Origin of the sequence: Streptomyces sp. NPDC005181 (genome assembly GCF_040608395.1) — a bacterium.
GTDB lineage: Bacteria > Actinomycetota > Actinomycetes > Streptomycetales > Streptomycetaceae > Streptomyces.
The window spans coordinates 126,277-143,448 of sequence record NZ_JBEXID010000006.1 but is presented as its reverse complement, the minus strand read 5'-3'; the positions used below and the strand labels follow the sequence as shown (position 1 = coordinate 143,448).

Sequence of the window (17,172 nt, the reverse complement as noted above, 5' to 3'; positions counted from 1 at the left end):
GAACAACCGTACGTAGCTGAAGTACGTAGAAACCGACCACCTGCATTGTTGAGGTTCCTGTGTCGCTGCCACCCCTGGTCGAGCCAGCTGCTGAGCTCACCGTCGACGAGGTCCGCAGGTACTCCCGCCACCTGATCATCCCGGATGTCGGGATGGACGGGCAGAAGCGGCTGAAGAACGCGAAGGTGCTCTGCGTCGGAGCCGGCGGTCTCGGCTCGCCGGCCCTGATGTACCTGGCTGCGGCCGGTGTCGGCACGCTCGGCATCGTGGAGTTCGACGAGGTCGACGAGTCGAACCTGCAGCGCCAGATCATCCACAGCCAGGCCGACATCGGCCGCTCCAAGGCCCAGTCCGCCAAGGACTCCGTCCTGGGTATCAACCCGTATGTGAATGTTGTCCTTCACGAAGAGCGGCTCGAAGCCGAGAACGTGATGGAGATCTTCGCCCAGTACGACCTGATCGTGGACGGCACGGACAACTTCGCCACCCGCTATCTGGTCAACGACGCCGCGGTGCTGCTGAACAAGCCGTACGTGTGGGGTTCGATCTACCGCTTCGACGGCCAGGCGTCCGTCTTCTGGTCGGAGCACGGTCCTTGCTACCGCTGCCTCTACCCGGAGCCGCCGCCCCCCGGCATGGTCCCGTCCTGCGCCGAGGGCGGCGTGCTGGGTGTGCTCTGCGCATCCATCGGCTCCATCCAGGTCAACGAGGCCATCAAGCTGCTCGCCGGCATCGGTGACCCGCTGGTCGGCCGGCTGATGATCTACGACGCCCTGGAGATGCAGTACCGCCAGGTCAAGGTCCGCAAGGACCCCGACTGCGCGGTCTGCGGCGAGAACCCGACCGTCACCGAGCTCATCGACTACGAGGCCTTCTGCGGCGTCGTGTCCGAGGAGGCCCAGGAGGCGGCGCTCGGCTCCACGATCACCCCGAAGCAGCTCAAGGAGTGGATCGACGCCGACGAGAAGATCGAGATCATCGACGTCCGCGAGCCGAACGAGTACGAGATCGTCTCGATCCCCGGCGCCACGCTGATCCCGAAGAACGAGTTCCTGATGGGCAACGCCCTGCAGGACCTCCCGCAGGACAGGCGCATCGTCCTGCACTGCAAGACGGGTGTCCGCAGCGCCGAGGTCCTCGCGGTCCTCAAGTCGGCGGGCTTCGCCGACGCGGTGCATGTCGGCGGCGGCGTGATCGGCTGGGTCAACCAGATCGAGCCCGAGAAGCCGGTGTACTGAGCCTCTGTACTGGGGCTGAATGCCGGGAAGGGGCCGGTCCGCGCTGCGCGGGCCGGCCCCTTCTCCGTATCGTCGGCCTCTTCTACGAGCAGGTCTTGCCGCTCGCCGGAACCTTCCCGTCCAGGAAGTACGCGTCCACGGTCGACGTCACACACGCTTTCTCGCCATATGCACCGTGTCCCTCGCCCTTGTTGGTGAGCATGATGCCGACGCTCTTGCCCAGCTCGTCCGCCATCTTCTGCGCACCCTCGTACGGCGTCGCCGGGTCACCGGTCGTCCCGACGACCAGGATCGGACCGGCACCCGGAGCGCTCGCCTCCGGGGTGTCGTGCTCACCCTTCACCGGCCAGTCGGCACACCAGCCGGCCGTGTCCCACGCCAGGAACGGGCCGAAGACCGGGGACAGCTTCCGGAATTCGGGCAGCAGCGCCCCGGCGTCGTCCGCCGTCGGCCGGAGCTTGCTGTCCGCGCAGGAAATGGCACGCTGCGAGTGGTTCTGGGTGTCGTAGTGCCCGTTCTCGTCACGGCCGTTGTAGGAGTCGGCCAGCTGGAGGAGCAGATTGCCGGTGCCCTGCTTCTCTGCCTCGTCCAGCGCCTGGGTCAGAACGGGCCAGCCGCTCCTGGAGTAGAGCGGTGTCACGATGCCGGTGATCGCCAGCGTCTCGTTGAGCTTGCGGCCCGAGCTGGTCGGCAGCGGCTTCCTGTCGATCCGCTCCAGCAGCCGGGCGATGCGCAGGGTGCCCGCCTTCGGGTCCTGGCCACGGTCCTTGAGGTAGTTCTCCAGCGCCCGCTGGAAGCCGGTCGCCTGGTTGCGGGCGTGCCCGAGCGTGTCGGCGGTCGGGTCGACGACCGCGTCGAGGACCGTGCGTCCCACATGCTTCGGGAAGAGGTGTGCGTACGTACCGCCGAGCTCCGTGCCGTACGAGATGCCGAAGTACGTGAGCTTCCTGTCGCCGAGCACCTCGCGGATCAGATCCATGTCCCGCGCGGCGCTCGTCGTACCGACGTACGGGAGGACCTTGCCCGAGTTGCGCTCGCAGCCGGCGCCGAAGTCCGCGCCGTCCTTCATGAACGCCGCCTGCTCCGCCGCCGTGTCCGGAGTCATGTCGATCTTCCGGTTGGCGTCCTCCTGCTCCCGGTCGGTGCGGCACTTCACCCCGGAGCTGCCCGCGACCCCGCGCGGGTCGAAACTCACCAGGTCGTAACGGGTGTTGAGCTTCCCGTACGATCCGGCGGCGCGCGGCAGTATCGAGACGCCCGAGCCGCCGGGGCCGCCGAAGTTGAACAGCATCGAGCCGAGCCGGCGGCCCTTGTCCCGGGCCTCCTTGCGGATCAGGGCGATCCCGATCGTGTCGCCGGTCGGCTCGGCGTAGTTCAACGGCACCTTGACCGTCGCGCACCGCCAGCTGGAGTCCGGTGCGTTCTGACCACCGACTGCCTTGCAGCGGTTCCAGACCGGCTGCTGGGAGGTGAGGGCCGCGGGCAGAGCGGGCAGCGCGCCCGGCTTCCCGTCCGATCCGTCGGACGGGGCTCCCAACCCCTCGGCGGACGAGGGCGCCGCACTGCGGCCCGCCTTGCCGTCCGCTTGCGCACCCCCGTCACAGCCCGCGAGCACACCCGTCAGCAGCAGTGCGGCAGCGGCCGGCGCTCCGGCGCGAGCATGGTGAACCACCTGTACGTCCCTCCCCGTTGTGCCTGTACGTACGGCGTGCGACGCACGCTATTTGCCGCTGCCGCCAGCCCCTGAGCCACAGACAGTACCGGCCGCCGGGACTTTGCCGTCCAGCAGATAGCCGCCCACCGCCTTCTGCACACAGGCATCGCCGCTGTTGTACGCGCCGTGCCCCTGACCCTTGTACGTGATCTCCACCCCGACACCCTTGCCCAGTTCGTCGGCCATCGCCTTCGCGCCCGCGTACGGGGTCGCCGGGTCGCCCGTGTTGCCGATGACCAGGATGGGGGGCGCGTCGGGGGCGCTGACGTCCGGGGTGTTCCAGGTGCCCCTCACAGGCCAGCCGGTGCACGCCATCAGACCCCAGCCCAGATAGTCGCCGAAGACCGGGGACGCCTTCCGGAACCCCGCGAGCTTCGCTTTCGTCTCGTCGACGGTGAACCGCTGCTTGGAGTCGACGCAGTTGATGGCCGTGTTGGCAGCCGTCGAGTTGTCGTAATGACCGTTCTCGGAGCGGCCGTTCAGCGAGTCGGCGAGGGCCAGGAGCAGCGCGCCGTCCCCGCCGTCCGCGTCGTCGAGTCCCTCTTCCAGCAGCGGCCAGGTCTGCCTGGAGTAGAGGGAGGCCGCGATCCCGGTGATGGCCTGGGACTGCGTCAGCTGCCGGGTGCCGAGCCCCGAGATCGGCGTCTTCTCCAGCTGCTGGAGAAGATCGGCGATCCACAACTCGACCTCGTTCCCGGTGGAACCGGGGAGCTTGCAGGCGCTGCCGCGGTCCGCGCAGTCCTTGGTGAAGTTGTCCAGGGCCAGCTGGAAGCCTTTCGCCTGGCCGAGGGAGGCCTGTTCGGAGTCCGTGGTCGGGTCGACGACCGCGTCGAGCACCGCCCTGCCGATGTGCTTCGGGAACAAGTGGGCGTAGACGCCACCGAGTTCGGTGCCGTAGGAGATGCCGAAGTAGTACAGCTTCTCGTCGCCGAGCACCCGGTACATCAAATCCATGTCGCGGGCGGCGTTGGTGGTGCCGACGTAGGGGAGTTCGGAGCCGGAGTTCTTCCTGCAGGCCGCCACGTACTCCTTCTGCTCGTCGACGTAGGCCTGCACCTCGGCGGCGGTGTCCGGGGTGAGGTCGCTCTCGAAGCGCGCGTCGAGCTGCTTGTCGTTCTCGCACTTCACGCCCTCGCTGCGGCCGACCCCGCGCGGATCGAAGCTCACCAGGTCGTAGCGGGCACGGAGCTTGTCGTACGTGGTGCCGAAGGCGGGCAGCGTGGCGACGCCGGAGGCGCCGGGGCCGCCGAAGTTGAAGATGAGCGAGCCGATCCGCTTGCTCTGGTTGACGGCCTTGGCGCGAATGAGCGCCAATTCTATCGTTTCGCCGTCCGGCTTCGCGTAGTCGAGCGGGACCTTCATGAAGGAGCACTCCCAGGCGGTGCCGCCGGGAAGCGGGGTGGGGGCGGTTCCGCCGCCCTGTGCCACGGACGGGGCGGGACAAGGCTTCCATTTCAGCTTCTGCGAGGCCAGGTCGGCGGGCAGAGACGTGGCGGCGGCGTTCGCCGCGTGCGGAGAGTTCTTGGTGCGGTCCGTGTCGGCCGCACCGTCGCCGCTCTCCGAACAGGCGGTGAGGGGCAGCAGCACGGTGACGGTTGCGGCGAGGGCCGCGGCGCGCACGGCAGGGGGGGTCCTCATTGCTCCATCGTGCGCCGGAGTGCGGGACCGCGCGCGGGACGTCGGTCCAAGCGGGTGGTGGCAGGGGCCGCACACGGGATCCGTGAGCCGGGACCTACAGAGCGCCCTTGCGGGTGAGGTGGTTGAAACTGATCCAGCCGGGAAGGACCGGAAGCCACAGCGTCATCAGCCGGAACAGCAGTACGGCGGGCGCCGCGACCTCCTTCGGCAGACCGACCGCGATCAGCCCCAGTGTCAGCGCACCCTCGACCGCGCCCATCCCGCCCGGGGTCGGCGCCGCCGAACCCAGCGCGTTGCCGGCGAGGAAGACCACCGCGATGCTCGCGTAGCTGAGCTGCGGTACGTCGGGACCGCTGAACGCCCGGATCGACGCGTCCAGACACATCACGAACAGGCCGGTCAGCAGCAGCATGCCGCCGATGCCCGTGAGCAGCTTCTGCGGCCGCTGCACGACATCGAGCATGCGCGGTACGACTCCGGCGAACAGCGACCGTACCCGTGTCACCACGAACTTCCGCAGGAACGGGATCGCCGTCACCACCAGCACCAGCACCGCGACGGTCAGCAGCCCGGCGATCACTGTCCTGGACGGCGTGAGCGACGACGGGGTCTTCTCGGTGCCCGTCAGGTAGCCGAACGCGCCCAGGAGCAGGACATGGCAGCCGAGCCCGAACAGCTGCGAGGCGCCGACACTCGCGACGGCCAGCCCCGGACGTACCCCGGAACGCTGCAGGAACCGGGTGTTCAGCGCCACCCCACCGACCGCGGGCGGCGCGACGATCTTCACGAACGAGCCGGCCACCTGAGCCAGCACGGTCTTGCCGAACGGCACCCGCTCCGGCACGAACCCCAGCAGGCTCATCGCGGCCGCGATGTAACTCAGCGCCGAGAACCCGAGCGCCGCAGCCACCCAGCCCCACTCCGCCTGCTCGACGACCGCACCGAAGTCGGCCTCCGTGACCTGGGAGATCAGGAAGTACGCGGCGATGGCACCGGCGATGAAGCTGAGCAGGGTGCGCGGCTTGATCCGCTCCAGCCGCACCGGCTCGACGGGCGCCTGCGGCCGGATCAGCAGCACCTGGCGGCGGATCTGGGTCAGCAGATCCTCCTCGCGGGCCTCGTCCAGCGCATCGTCTATCGCCCGCTTCTCGGCGCGCTTCTCCGCGTGCTTCTCGTTACGGAGCGCCTTGCGGTCGGCGGGGACCGAGGAGACCTCTTCCCCCGCCGACACCTCGGCCTCCTGGGCTTTGGCGCGCTTGGCGGCGTCCGACGCTTCGAGCACCGCCTCCCGCTCCCGCTGCGACCGCTCCCGGGCGAGCCTGCGCAGCGCCGCCCGGGTGGAGCGGCTGAGTGCGATCGGCTGGAGCAGCGGCAGACAGTTGGCGACGGCGTCGGGACCGAGGACTTCGAGAGCGGCCGCGACGGCCCGCTCGGCGCCCACCCGCAGACCGGTGGTGGTGAGCAGCTGGGCGATGTCCATCCGCAGCACCAGATCACCGGCCGCGATCTCGCCGCCGCGCAGGTCGGTGACGAACACCGTGCCGGAAGGCTCCACCAGGATCGCGTCGCCGGTGAGCCTGCGGTGCGCGATCCGCCGCGACTGGAGCGCCTTCACCTGCCGCCAGGCACCGCGCACCAGATCGTCGGTGATCTCCACATCCTGCAGTGCGTCGAGGGAGCGTCCGCCGATGTGCTCGTACACCAGCATCACGGCGTCGGGACCGAGTTCGGAGGTGGCGATCAGTTTGGGGGCGTTGGCCCCGGCGGCGATCGCCGCGTACGCGAGAAGCGCCTCCTGCTCCAGGGCCTGGCGCAGCGACTGGATGGACCGGCGCTGGGTGAAGGCCCGCAGGGTGAGCCTGCGCCATACCCGGTAGAAGAAGCCCTGCGCCTGCTGTTCCCGGTCGACGACGGTCACATCCAGTGGTGGACCGTCCTCCAGGGAGACCAGATAGCGGCGGCCCCGGTCGCTCTGGTCGCCGGAGTCGGGGGCCTCGTCGGCGCGCATCGCGGTGACCGGGCGGAAGCCGACGTGGCGCAGACCGGCCATCAGATGCTGGCCGGTCGGTCGGACGTTCGGCGAGCCGACCGTGTACAGCGTGCCGTAGGCCACGGTCCAGCCGATCAGCACGGTCAGGACGATCGAGAACGGTGTCGTATAGCCGCCGACCAGCATGGCGAAGGCGTCGAGCAGCAGCACCACCCACAGCACGACCCGCCAGCGCGGCCGTCTCGCCATGCCGACCGCCGTCATATAGGCGATGACGGGCGCGAGATAGCCGTGGACGGGATCGGTGAGCGCGGCACCGGGCTGCGGCTGGGTCAGGGCGTCCTGAATGGTGCCGGAGGCGGACTTGGCGACCCACAGGTCGGTGGCGAGCGTGACCCCGTGCGCGAGTACGGCGGCGAGTACCCCGTCCGCGATCCGCAGCCCGTCGCGTTTGATCAGCCGCTCGATGGCGAAGGCGACGGGTACGAGCAGCACGGCGATGCTGGAGACCAGACCGGCGATCTTGATGAGGACGTCGGGGGCCTGGTCCGTGCCCTTGTTGATGTCGTGCTCGAGACCGGTGGTCGTGCCGTGGGCGAACGCGGCGATGGAGAACAGGACGGCGATCGCCAGCACGCCGACGAGGAGCCGCATGAGGTCGGAGGGGCGGTGCACGCGCGCGGGGAGCAGCGGCTCGTCCCCGGAGACACGGTCGGCTTCTTCCGCCGCGCGCGCGGAGGAGAGAGTGGAGCCGACCAGATGGTGGGGGCGTTCTTCCTGCTCGGGCTCCCGGTCGCGCCCCTGATTCTGCTCGCGTTCCGTCCCGGACGACGGCTTCTGCTCCGGTGCCGGCTTCTGCTCCGGTGCCTGAGCCCGGTCCTGGCCTTCTTCCGGGCGCGGCTCGGCATCAGAGGCGTCCGCCGCCTTGGGTGGCTGCACGCCCTGCTCCTTCGTCGCCTCTGATTGGTCTTCGTGTTCTCGTATCACCGGTCACCGCCCGCATGATGGTGGCACGGCTCGGAGACAGAGGGGGGCATCAGGGTGCATTGCACGGTCGCGCGATGGGCAAGATACGCTCCTTTGCTCCCGCGTGCACACTCGGTGAGCGGATGCGTACGCACCGGTCGGCCACGGTCCGGGCCGGGCTGTCGGTGGCGTACGGCACCATGGGTCGGATGAGCGAACACCGGACGAGCGACGACGGCGCGAGGGACGACCGGGCGCCCGACGAGCTGCCCGAGTACGCGGAGCGCGTGCTCGATGTCGCCGACCTGATCCCGCCCGGCCGTGTCATGACGTACGGCGATGTCGCGGAGTGGCTGGGCGAGGGCGGGCCGCGCCAGGTCGGCCGGGTCATGGCGCTGTACGGCGGTGCGGCGCCGTGGTGGCGTGTGGTGCGCTCCGACGGGGCGCTGCTGCCCGGCCACGAACTGCGGGCGCTGGGCCACTACCGCGAGGAGAGCACCCCGCTGCGCGAGGCGTCGCGCAGCGCGGAGGGTCACATCCCGCGCCTCGACATGAAGCGCGCACGGTGGGACGGCGTGACCGGCGGTCACGGCGGGGCCGAGGGCGAGGACGGAGGAGCTCACACCTGACAGCTTCCGCCATTCGGCCCCATGACGGGAGCAGCCAGGCCCGCAGGACGTACCGGAAGTGCGGTGCGACCCGCTGTCCGACCTGCAGCCTGACCTGCTCCGAAACTCTCCGCGTACCTTTTCGGGCGACCTGCCGCGCGACGTGGAACGTGACGATCGACGCAGCGGACTCGCCGCATCCGACCCCTTCGCTGGCGTAGCGTCGACAGTTCGCGGCGCGCACCCCGCCCCCTCACCACCAGCACACCCACCAGGACCGGCGATCCACGTGAGCTCCTCCTCCTTCACCCGGCACAGTCCGCGCCGTCAGGCACGGCAGGGGGTCCCCCCACGCCCGCAGGGGCGTAGGGGGAGGACCACGGGTGCGTACCGACTGGTGCGTACCCGGCCGGGTTCCGTGGACCCCCCTCTCCTGGACACGGCGCAACAGGCGGTGGTTGACCACCCCGGCGGTCCGCTGCTGGTCCTCGCCGGGCCCGGCACCGGCAAGACGACCACGCTCGTCGAGGCGGTCGCCGCCCGCGTCGCCCGGGGCGGCGACCCGGCCCGCATCCTCGTCCTCACCTTCAGCCGCAAGGCCGCGGTGGAGCTGCGCGACCGAATGGCCGCCCGGCTCGGCGCCGCCCGCGGCCCGCAGGCCACCACGTTCCACTCCTTCTGCTACGCACTGGTCCGCGCCCATCAGGACGCCGACCTCTTCGCCGAACCGCTGCGACTGCTCTCCGGACCGGAGCAGGACGTCACCGTCCGCGATCTGCTGGCCGGCCAGCTCGAACTGGCGAAGGAGGGCCTCGCGCACATCCGCTGGCCGGACGAGCTGCGGGCCTGCCTGACCACGCGAGGCTTCGCCGACGAGGTACGCGCGGTGCTCGCCCGGAGCCGCGAGCTGGGCCTCGGCCCGGACGCCCTCGCCGACTTCGCGCGCCGCACCGGCCGCCCGGACTGGGGGGCGGCCGCCGCATTCCTCGCCGAGTACCTGGACGTGCTGGACGCACAAGGGGTGCTGGACTACGCGGAGCTGGTCCACCGGGCGGTGCTCCTCGCCGAGCGCCCCGAGGTGTCGGCGCTGCTGGCCGGAGAGTACGACGCGGTCTTCGTCGACGAGTACCAGGACACCGACCCGGCGCAGGTACGGCTGCTCCACGCGCTGGCCGGCAACCGCGGGAGTGCGCCGGGGGCCGGGGGCGGCCGGGACCTGATCGCGTTCGGCGACCCAGACCAGTCGATCTACGCCTTCCGGGGCGCCGATGTGAACGGCATCCTCGACTTTCCGGAGACGTTCCGGCGAGCGGACGGCGACCCGGCCCCGGTCGGCGTCCTCACCACGTCGCGCCGCTCCGGCGAACGGCTGCTGGCCGCCACCCGGCTGCTCACCCGCCGGATGCCGCTGACCCGCCTGCCGTCGGCGAAAGTGCGTGCCCACCGCGAGCTCGCCGCGGTCCGCGAGGGCGGCCGGGTGGAGACGTACACCTACCCGACCGCGTCCACCGAGCTCGACAACATCGCCGACCTGCTGCGCCGCGCCCATCTGGAGGACGGCGTGCCATGGAACGAGATGGCGGTGCTGGTACGCGCCGGCGGCCGCACGATCCCCGCGGTGCGCCGCGCGCTCACCTCGGCCGGCGTGCCCCTGGAGGTCGACGGCGACGACCTCCCGCTGCGCCATGAACCGGCGGTGGCCCCGCTCCTCACGGCACTGCGCGCGGTCGCCACGGCGGCGCTGCACCGCACGACGGCCACGACGACACCGGGAGCGGGGGACGCGGCCGCAGATCCGATGCCGGACCCCGCCGCGGACACCGCCTCCGACGAGCCCGCCGCCCCCTGGCTCGACACCGAGACCGCTCTCGCCCTCCTCGCCTCCCCCCTCGGCTCGATGGACGCCGCCGATCTGCGCCGTCTCGGGCGGGCGCTGCGCGACGAGGAGCGGGCCGCCGGGAACCGGGTGCCGGCGCCCTCCGGGGATCTGCTGGCCCGCGCACTCGCCGAGCCCGAACGCCTCGTCGCGCACGACCCCGCGTACGCCCGCGGTGCCCAGCGTCTCGGCGCGCTCCTGCGCAAGGCCCGTGAGCTCCTTGAAGGCGGTGGCACCGCCGAGGAGGCCCTGTGGGAGCTGTGGGCCGGCACCCCGTGGCCGGGGCGGCTCGAACGCGCCGCGCTGCGCGGCGGCCGCAACGCCGACCGCGACCTCGACGCCGTCTGCGCGCTCTTCGACACCGCGGCCCGCGCCGAGGAACGCACCGGCGGGCGCGGCGCGCTCAACTTCCTTGAAGAGGTCGACGCCCAGGACATCGCCGCCGACACCCTCTTCAAGCGCGTCGTGCGCCCCGACGCCGTACGCCTGATGACCGCGCACCGGTCGAAGGGGCTGGAGTGGCGGATGGTCGTCGTCGCAGGCGTGCAGGAGGGCCTCTGGCCGGACCTGCGACGCCGCGGTTCGCTCCTCGAAGCGGACCGGATCGGCCGCGACGGACTGGCCGAACCGCTCACCCCCGGCGCCCTGCTCGCCGAGGAACGCCGCCTCTTCTACGTCGCGGCCACCCGCGCCCGGGAACGCCTGGTCGTCACCGCGGTGAAGGCCCCCGCCGACGACGGCGACCAGCCGTCCCGCTTCCTCACCGAGCTCGGCGTCGAACCGCGCGACGTCACCGGCCGCCCCCGCCGCCCCCTCGCCGTCGCCGCACTCGTCGCCGAGCTGCGTGCGACCACCGTCGACCCGGATGCCTCCGCCGCCCTGCGCGACGAGGCGGCCCATCGGCTGGCCCGGCTTGCCGCCCTCACGGACGACGAAGGCCAGCCGCTCGTACCGTCGGCCCATCCGTACCGCTGGTGGGGCCTGTACGAGCCGACCCGCTCGGCCGTCCCGCTCCGCGACCGGGATCACCCCGTGGCGCTCTCCGGAAGCGCACTCGACCAGCTCGCCAACACCTGCGCCCTGCAGTGGTTCCTCGGCCGCGAGGTGAAGGCGGACGCCCCGGCGACGGCCGCGCAGGGGTTCGGCAACGTCGTGCACGTACTCGCCGACGAGGTCGCCTCCGGCCGGACCCCCGCCGACCTGGCGGTCCTGATGGAACGCCTCGACTCCGTCTGGGACGGGCTGGTCTTCGACGCCCCCTGGAAGTCTCAGCAGGAGAAGGAGCAGGCGCGGGTCGCCCTCGAACGCTTCCTGCGCTGGCATGTCATGGACCGCACGGGCCGCACCCCCGCCGCGAGCGAGCACGACTTCGACGTGACGCTCGAAGCAGGGGAGTACGAGGTACGGATCCGGGGCTCCATGGACCGCGTCGAACGGGACGCCGACGGCCGGGCGTACGTTGTCGACTTCAAGACCGGCAAGCAGGCCCCGACGAAGGACGAGGTCGCCCGCCACCCCCAGCTCGCCGTGTATCAGCTGGCCGTCCGGGAAGGGGCGGTCGACGAGATCTTCGACGGCCACCGGCCCGCCCCCGGTGGCGCCGAACTCGTACAGCTCAGGCAGCCCGCCCCCAAGAAGGAGGGCGGCGACGCCCTGCCCAAGGTGCAGGCCCAGGAGCCGCCCACCACCGAGTGGGTCTCCGACCTGCTGGCCACGGCCGCGGGCCGCGTCCTGGACGAACGCTTCACCCCCACAACCGGCCAGCACTGCACCCACTGCACGTTCAAGGCGTCCTGCAGTGCGCAGCCGGAGGGCCGCCACATCCTGGAGTGACGCGGGTATCGGCTGGGGACGGTCAGCCCTTGCGGACCACGGTCACGTAGACGTTGATGTCGTCATCGGTCGCCTCGCCGATGCTCACGTACCGGGTCCGTTCGATGGCGTCGAGACCCGCCAGGTGCTCCGCGGAAGGCGCCGGTTCCGGTGCCTCGGCCGCGTCGGCGTAGTCCGGTCCGGAGTCCGCCCCGAAGCCGGGGGCGGGTGCGGCGGGGCTCATATGACCCTCCTCGTAAGGTCGTTGACGCGATCACACGCGATCGGGACCGATCGGACTTCAACCTGGACCGGTCAGCACCTTCGGGCGAGGCACTTCCCGGCCACCGGCCGGACCGGCTCATCGCCCCGCACGCTGTCAGTCCGCCCGGTTAGCCTCTGTGGAGTGTCCTCACGTATCACCGATCCCGAGCAGCTCAAGGAGCTCCTCGGGATCCCCTTCACCCCGGAGCAGATGGCCTGCATCACCGCGCCGCCCGCCCCGCAGGTGATCGTGGCCGGAGCCGGGTCCGGGAAGACCACGGTGATGGCGGCGCGCGTGGTGTGGCTGGTCGGGACCGGACAGGTCGCCCCCGAGCAGGTCCTCGGGCTCACGTTCACGAACAAGGCGGCGGGCGAGCTCGCCGAGCGCGTCCGCAGGGCCCTCGTCGCCGCCGGGGTCACCGATCCGGACGTCATCGACCCGGACAATCCCCCGGGCGAGCCCAGCATCTCCACGTACCACGCCTTCGCCGGACGGCTCCTCACCGAGCACGGACTGCGGATAGGGCTCGAACCCACCACCCGCCTCCTCGCCGACGCCACCCGCTACCAGTTGGCCGCCCGCGTGCTGCGCGAGGCGCCCGGCCCCTACCCGGCCCTGACCAGGTCGTTCCCCACCCTGGTCAGCGATCTGCTGGCACTCGACGCCGAGCTTGCCGAGCATCTCGTCCGCCCCGAACAGCTCGCGGAGTACGACACCGAACTCCTCCGTGTGCTCGCATCGGCCCGGCTCACCAACGCCGAGCTGCGCAAGATCCCGGAGGCCGCCGAGGCCCGTCGCGAACTCCTCTCGCTGACCCGGCGCTACCGGGACGCCAAGCGCAGCCGCGACCTCCTCGACTTCGGCGATCAGATCGCACTCTCCGCCGAGCTGGCCCTCACCCGCCCGAAGGTCGGCGCGATCCTGCGCGACGAGTACCGGGTCGTCCTGCTCGACGAGTACCAGGACACCTCCGTCGCCCAGCGGCTGCTGCTCTCCGCCCTCTTCGGCCGCGGCCCCGACGACGCCGCGTCCGGGCACGCCGTCACCGCCGTCGGCGACCCCTGCCAGGCGATCTACGGCTGGCGCGGCGCCTCCGTCGCCAACCTCGACGACTTCCCGCGCCACTTCCCGCACGCCGACGGCGCCCCCGCCACCCGGTACTCCCTCAGCGAGAACCGCCGCAGCGGCGGCCGCCTGCTGCACCTGGCCAACGGGCTCGCCGAGCCGCTGCGCGCCATGCACGAGGGCGTCGAGGCACTGCGCCCCGCCCCGGGCGCCGAGCGCGACGGCATCGTCCGCTGCGCCCTCCTGCGTACCCACACCGAAGAGATCGACTGGCTCGCCGACTCGATCGCCCATCTCGTACGGACCGGGAAGGCACCCGGCGAGATCGCCGTTCTGTGCCGCACCGCCGGGAACTTCCCGGAGATCCAGGCCGCGCTCGTCGCCCGCGACATCCCGGTCGAGGTCGTCGGTCTCTCCGGGCTGCTGCACCTGCCCGAGGTCGCGGACCTCGTCGCGGTCTGCGAAGTCCTCCAGGACCCCGGCGCCAACGCTTCCCTGGTCCGGCTGCTCACCGGCCCCCGCTGGCGGATCGGCCCCCGTGACCTGGCCCTCCTCGGCCGCCGCGCCCGCCTCCTCGTCCACCACGCCGCGCACGCCGCCGACGACGACTTCGACCCCGACCGCCGGCTCGCCGAAGCCGTCGAAGGCATCGACCCGGCCGAAGTCATCTCGCTCGCCGACGCCCTCGACACGTTCCTCGAATCGGGTGGTACGGAGGACGACGGGCTGCCGTTCTCCACCGATGCCCGTATCCGCTTCGCCCGCCTCGCCACCGAGCTGCGCGACCTGCGCCGCTCGCTGGCCGACCCCCTCATGGACGTCCTGCACCGCGTCCTCGCCACCACCGGCCTCGAAGTCGAGCTCTCCGCGTCGCCGCACGCTTTGGCCGCCCGCCGCCGCGAGACCCTCGCCAACTTCCTGGACGTGGCGGCCCGCTTCGCCGCCGTCGACGGCGAGGCCACGCTCCTTGCCTTCCTCGGCTTCCTGCGCACCGCCGTCCAGTACGAGAAGGGCCTGGACAACGCGCTGCCCGGCGGCGAGAACACCGTCAAGGTCCTCACCGCCCACAAGTCCAAGGGGCTGGAGTGGGACGTCGTCGCCGTGCCCGGCCTGGTCACCGGCCAGTTCCCCAGCGGCCAGTCCCGCGACGCCTGGACCTCCCAGTCCAAGGTCCTCCCGCACGCCCTGCGCGGCGACGCGGCCACGCTGCCCGTCGTCCACAGCTGGGACGCCCAGGGGCTGGGGGGCTTCAAAGCGGAGATGAAGGAGCACCAGCACACCGAGGAGCTCCGCCTCGGATACGTCACCTTCACCCGGCCCCGCACTCTGCTGCTCGGCTCCGGCCACTGGTGGGGCCCGTCCCAGAAGAAGCCGCGCGGCCCGTCCGACTTCCTGCAGGCGCTGTACGAGCACTGTGCGGCCGGACACGGCGAGATCGAGGCCTGGGCGGACGAGCCGGCCGAGGACGAGGAGAACCCGGCACTGGCCGCAGCGGCCGCGGACCACGCCTGGCCGCTGCCCCTGGACGACACGGCACTCGCCCGCCGCCGGGCGGCCGCGGAAACGGTGCTGGCTCATCTGGAGAAGTCGGCGGCGGGGAGCGACTCGGTGCCGGGGGCGTATCCCGCCGCACCGGACGACGAGGCGTTCCCCTTCCCGGAAGACGACGCGTACACCGACGAGGACCCGTACCCGGACGACGACCCGTACCCGGACGAGGCCGCGGACTGGGACGCCTGGTCGACCGAACCCCCCACGGACCCGGACCCCACACCGCACGCTCCCACCCCCCACGTCCCTGCAGCCCGCACCCCCTCACGGCTCACCCCGGAGGAGTCCCGCACCCTCGCCTCCTGGGACCGGGACCTCGACGCGCTCGCCGGTGAGCTGCGCCGCGCCCGCGCCACCGTCCGCGAGGTCCTCGTGCCCGCCTCGCTCTCCGCCACCCAACTGCTCCGTCTCGCCGAAGACCCCGACGGCTTCGCCCAGGAGCTGGCCCGCCCCATGCCCCGGCAGCCCGCCCCGGCAGCCCGCCGCGGCACCCGGTTCCACGCCTGGGTGGAGGCCCGCTTCGAGGAGCTGCCGCTGCCCATGCTCGGCCCCGACGAGCTGCCCGGCGGCGACGAGAGCGACGCCGACATTGCGGACGAGCGCGACCTCGCCGCGCTCAAGGAGGCCTTCGAGCGCACCCCCTATGCCCACCGCACCCCGTACCGCGTCGAGACACCGTTCCGGATCACCCTCGCGGGCCGGGTGATCCGCGGCCGGATCGACGCCGTGTACCGCAACGAGGGCCCCGACGGGTACACGTACGAGATCGTCGACTGGAAGACCACCCGCAATGTGCCCAGCAGCCGCGAAGGCACCTCGGGCAGCCCCGCCGCCGACCCGCTCCAGCTGGCCGTCTACCGCCTCGCCTGGGCCGAACTGCACGACATACCGCTCGACTCCGTCACCACCACATTCCTGTTCGTCCGCAGCGGAGAAGCCGTCCGTCCCGCCCACCTGCCGGGCCGTGCCGAGCTGGAGCAGCTCCTCCTGGACGAGCCACCTCCGACGGGCCGATAGGCTCAAGAGCATGAGCGACACCCCGGACAGCGCCGTCCGTACGTACATCGAGCAGCACCGCACAGCCTTCCTCGACGACCTCGCCGAGTGGCTGCGGATCCCCTCCGTATCCGCCCAGCCGGAGCACGACGGAGACGTACGACGCAGCGCCGAGTGGCTGTCCGCCAAGCTCAAGGAGACCGGCTTCCCGGTCACAGAGATCTGGGAGACCGCAGGTGCGCCCGCGGTCTTCGCCGAGTGGCCGTCCGCCGACCCGGACGCCCCGACCGTCCTCGTCTACGGGCACCACGACGTGCAGCCCGCAGCCAGGGAGGACGGCTGGGACACCGATCCGTTCGAACCGGTGATCCGGGACGGCCGGATGTACGGGCGCGGCGCGGCCGACGACAAGGGCCAGGTGTTCTTCCACACCCTCGGCGTCCGGGCCCACCTCGCCACCACCGGCCGCACCACCCCCGCCGTCCACCTCAAGCTTCTCGTCGAGGGCGAGGAGGAGTCCGGCTCCCCGCACTTCCGCACCCTGGTCGAACAGCAGGCGGCGCGTCTCGCCGCGGATGCCGTGATCGTCTCCGACACCGGCATGTGGGACGAGACGACCCCGACGGTCTGCACAGGCATGCGTGGCCTTGCCGAGTGCGAGATCGAGCTGTACGGCCCCGAGCAGGACATCCACTCCGGATCGTTCGGCGGCGCCGTCCCCAACCCGGCGACCGCCGTGGCCCGCCTCGTCGCCGCGCTGCACGACGCGGACGGACGGGTCGCGATCCCCGGCTTCTACGACGGCGTGACGGAACTCACCGACACCGAGCGCGCCCTCTTTGCCGAGCTGCCTTTCGACGAGGCCACCTGGCTGCGGACCGCCAAGTCGCGGGCCACGGCGGGCGAGGCCGGCTACTCCACGCTGGAACGCATCTGGGCCCGCCCCACCGCCGAGGTCAACGGCATCGGCGGCGGCTACCAGGGCGCCGGAAGCAAGACCATCATCCCGTCCTCCGCCCTCGTGAAGATCAGCTTCCGGCTGGTCGCCGGCCAGGATCCCGACCACGTCCAGCAGGCCGTCCGGGGCTGGGCCGAGGCGCACTTCCCGGCCGGCATCCGCCACCGGATCACCTTCGCCCCCGCCACCCGCCCCTGCCTGACCCCGCTGGACCACCCCGCCCTGCAGGCCGTGGCCCGCGCCATGGGACGGGCCTTCGGCCAGAAGATCCTCTTCACCCGCGAAGGAGGCTCGGGACCCGCAGCCGACCTGCAGGACGTGCTCGGCGCACCCGTCCTCTTCCTGGGTATCTCCGTACCGTCCGACGGCTGGCACGCCCCCGACGAGAAGGTCGAACTCGACCTCCTGCTCAAGGGCGTGGAGACGACCGCGCACCTCTGGCGCGAACTGTCCGCCGCACTCCGCTGAATCCTCTGAACACCCGATCCATCCCGG

9 protein-coding genes are annotated in these 17,172 nt (G+C 71.6%); 5 read left to right on the top strand and 4 right to left on the bottom strand.

Annotated elements, in window-relative coordinates; all coding sequences use genetic code 11:
- Positions 1-59: 59 nt before the first annotated feature.
- The gene (moeZ, locus tag ABZV38_RS06630; protein WP_356325197.1) at positions 60-1,238 is read left to right on the top strand and encodes an adenylyltransferase/sulfurtransferase MoeZ; all 1,179 of its coding nucleotides are present in this window, start codon (positions 60-62) and stop codon (positions 1,236-1,238) included.
- A gap of 82 nt (positions 1,239-1,320) precedes the next feature.
- Here the strand turns inward: moeZ and ABZV38_RS06625 are convergent, their stop codons facing one another.
- From ABZV38_RS06625 to ABZV38_RS06615, 3 genes are all read right to left on the bottom strand, one after another.
- The gene (locus tag ABZV38_RS06625) at positions 1,321-2,910 is read right to left on the bottom strand and encodes an alpha/beta hydrolase (protein WP_356325195.1); all 1,590 of its coding nucleotides are present in this window, start codon (positions 2,908-2,910) and stop codon (positions 1,321-1,323) included.
- Positions 2,911-2,958: 48 nt separating this feature from the next.
- Positions 2,959-4,590, bottom strand: coding sequence for an alpha/beta hydrolase (locus tag ABZV38_RS06620; protein ID WP_356325193.1), 1,632 nt, complete (start codon positions 4,588-4,590; stop codon positions 2,959-2,961).
- A 94-nt stretch (positions 4,591-4,684) separates the two neighbouring features.
- Positions 4,685-7,519, bottom strand: coding sequence for a lysylphosphatidylglycerol synthase domain-containing protein (locus ABZV38_RS06615; RefSeq protein ID WP_356325190.1), 2,835 nt, complete (start codon positions 7,517-7,519; stop codon positions 4,685-4,687).
- Between the two features lie 236 nt (positions 7,520-7,755).
- Between ABZV38_RS06615 and ABZV38_RS06610 the strand changes: the two genes are divergently transcribed.
- Positions 7,756-8,175 carry an MGMT family protein gene (locus ABZV38_RS06610; protein ID WP_356325319.1) on the top strand — a complete coding sequence of 140 codons (420 nt, stop codon included), beginning with the start codon at positions 7,756-7,758 and terminating at the stop codon, positions 8,173-8,175.
- Positions 8,176-8,443: 268 nt separating this feature from the next.
- Positions 8,444-11,863 carry an ATP-dependent DNA helicase gene (locus ABZV38_RS06605; RefSeq protein WP_356325188.1) on the top strand — a complete coding sequence of 1,140 codons (3,420 nt, stop codon included), beginning with the start codon at positions 8,444-8,446 and terminating at the stop codon, positions 11,861-11,863.
- Positions 11,864-11,885: 22 nt separating this feature from the next.
- Here the strand turns inward: ABZV38_RS06605 and ABZV38_RS06600 are convergent, their stop codons facing one another.
- Complete coding sequence (locus tag ABZV38_RS06600; RefSeq protein ID WP_356325186.1) at positions 11,886-12,086, bottom strand: hypothetical protein; 201 nt, start codon at positions 12,084-12,086, stop codon at positions 11,886-11,888.
- A 162-nt stretch (positions 12,087-12,248) separates the two neighbouring features.
- On the opposite strand from ABZV38_RS06600, the gene ABZV38_RS06595 reads away from it, so the two are divergent.
- Together ABZV38_RS06595 and ABZV38_RS06590 are read left to right on the top strand one after the other, a co-directional pair.
- Complete coding sequence (locus tag ABZV38_RS06595; RefSeq protein ID WP_356325184.1) at positions 12,249-15,740, top strand: ATP-dependent DNA helicase; 3,492 nt, start codon at positions 12,249-12,251, stop codon at positions 15,738-15,740.
- 10 nt (positions 15,741-15,750) lie between these two features.
- Complete coding sequence (locus tag ABZV38_RS06590; RefSeq protein ID WP_356325182.1) at positions 15,751-17,145, top strand: dipeptidase; 1,395 nt, start codon at positions 15,751-15,753, stop codon at positions 17,143-17,145.
- Positions 17,146-17,172 lie beyond the last annotated feature (27 nt).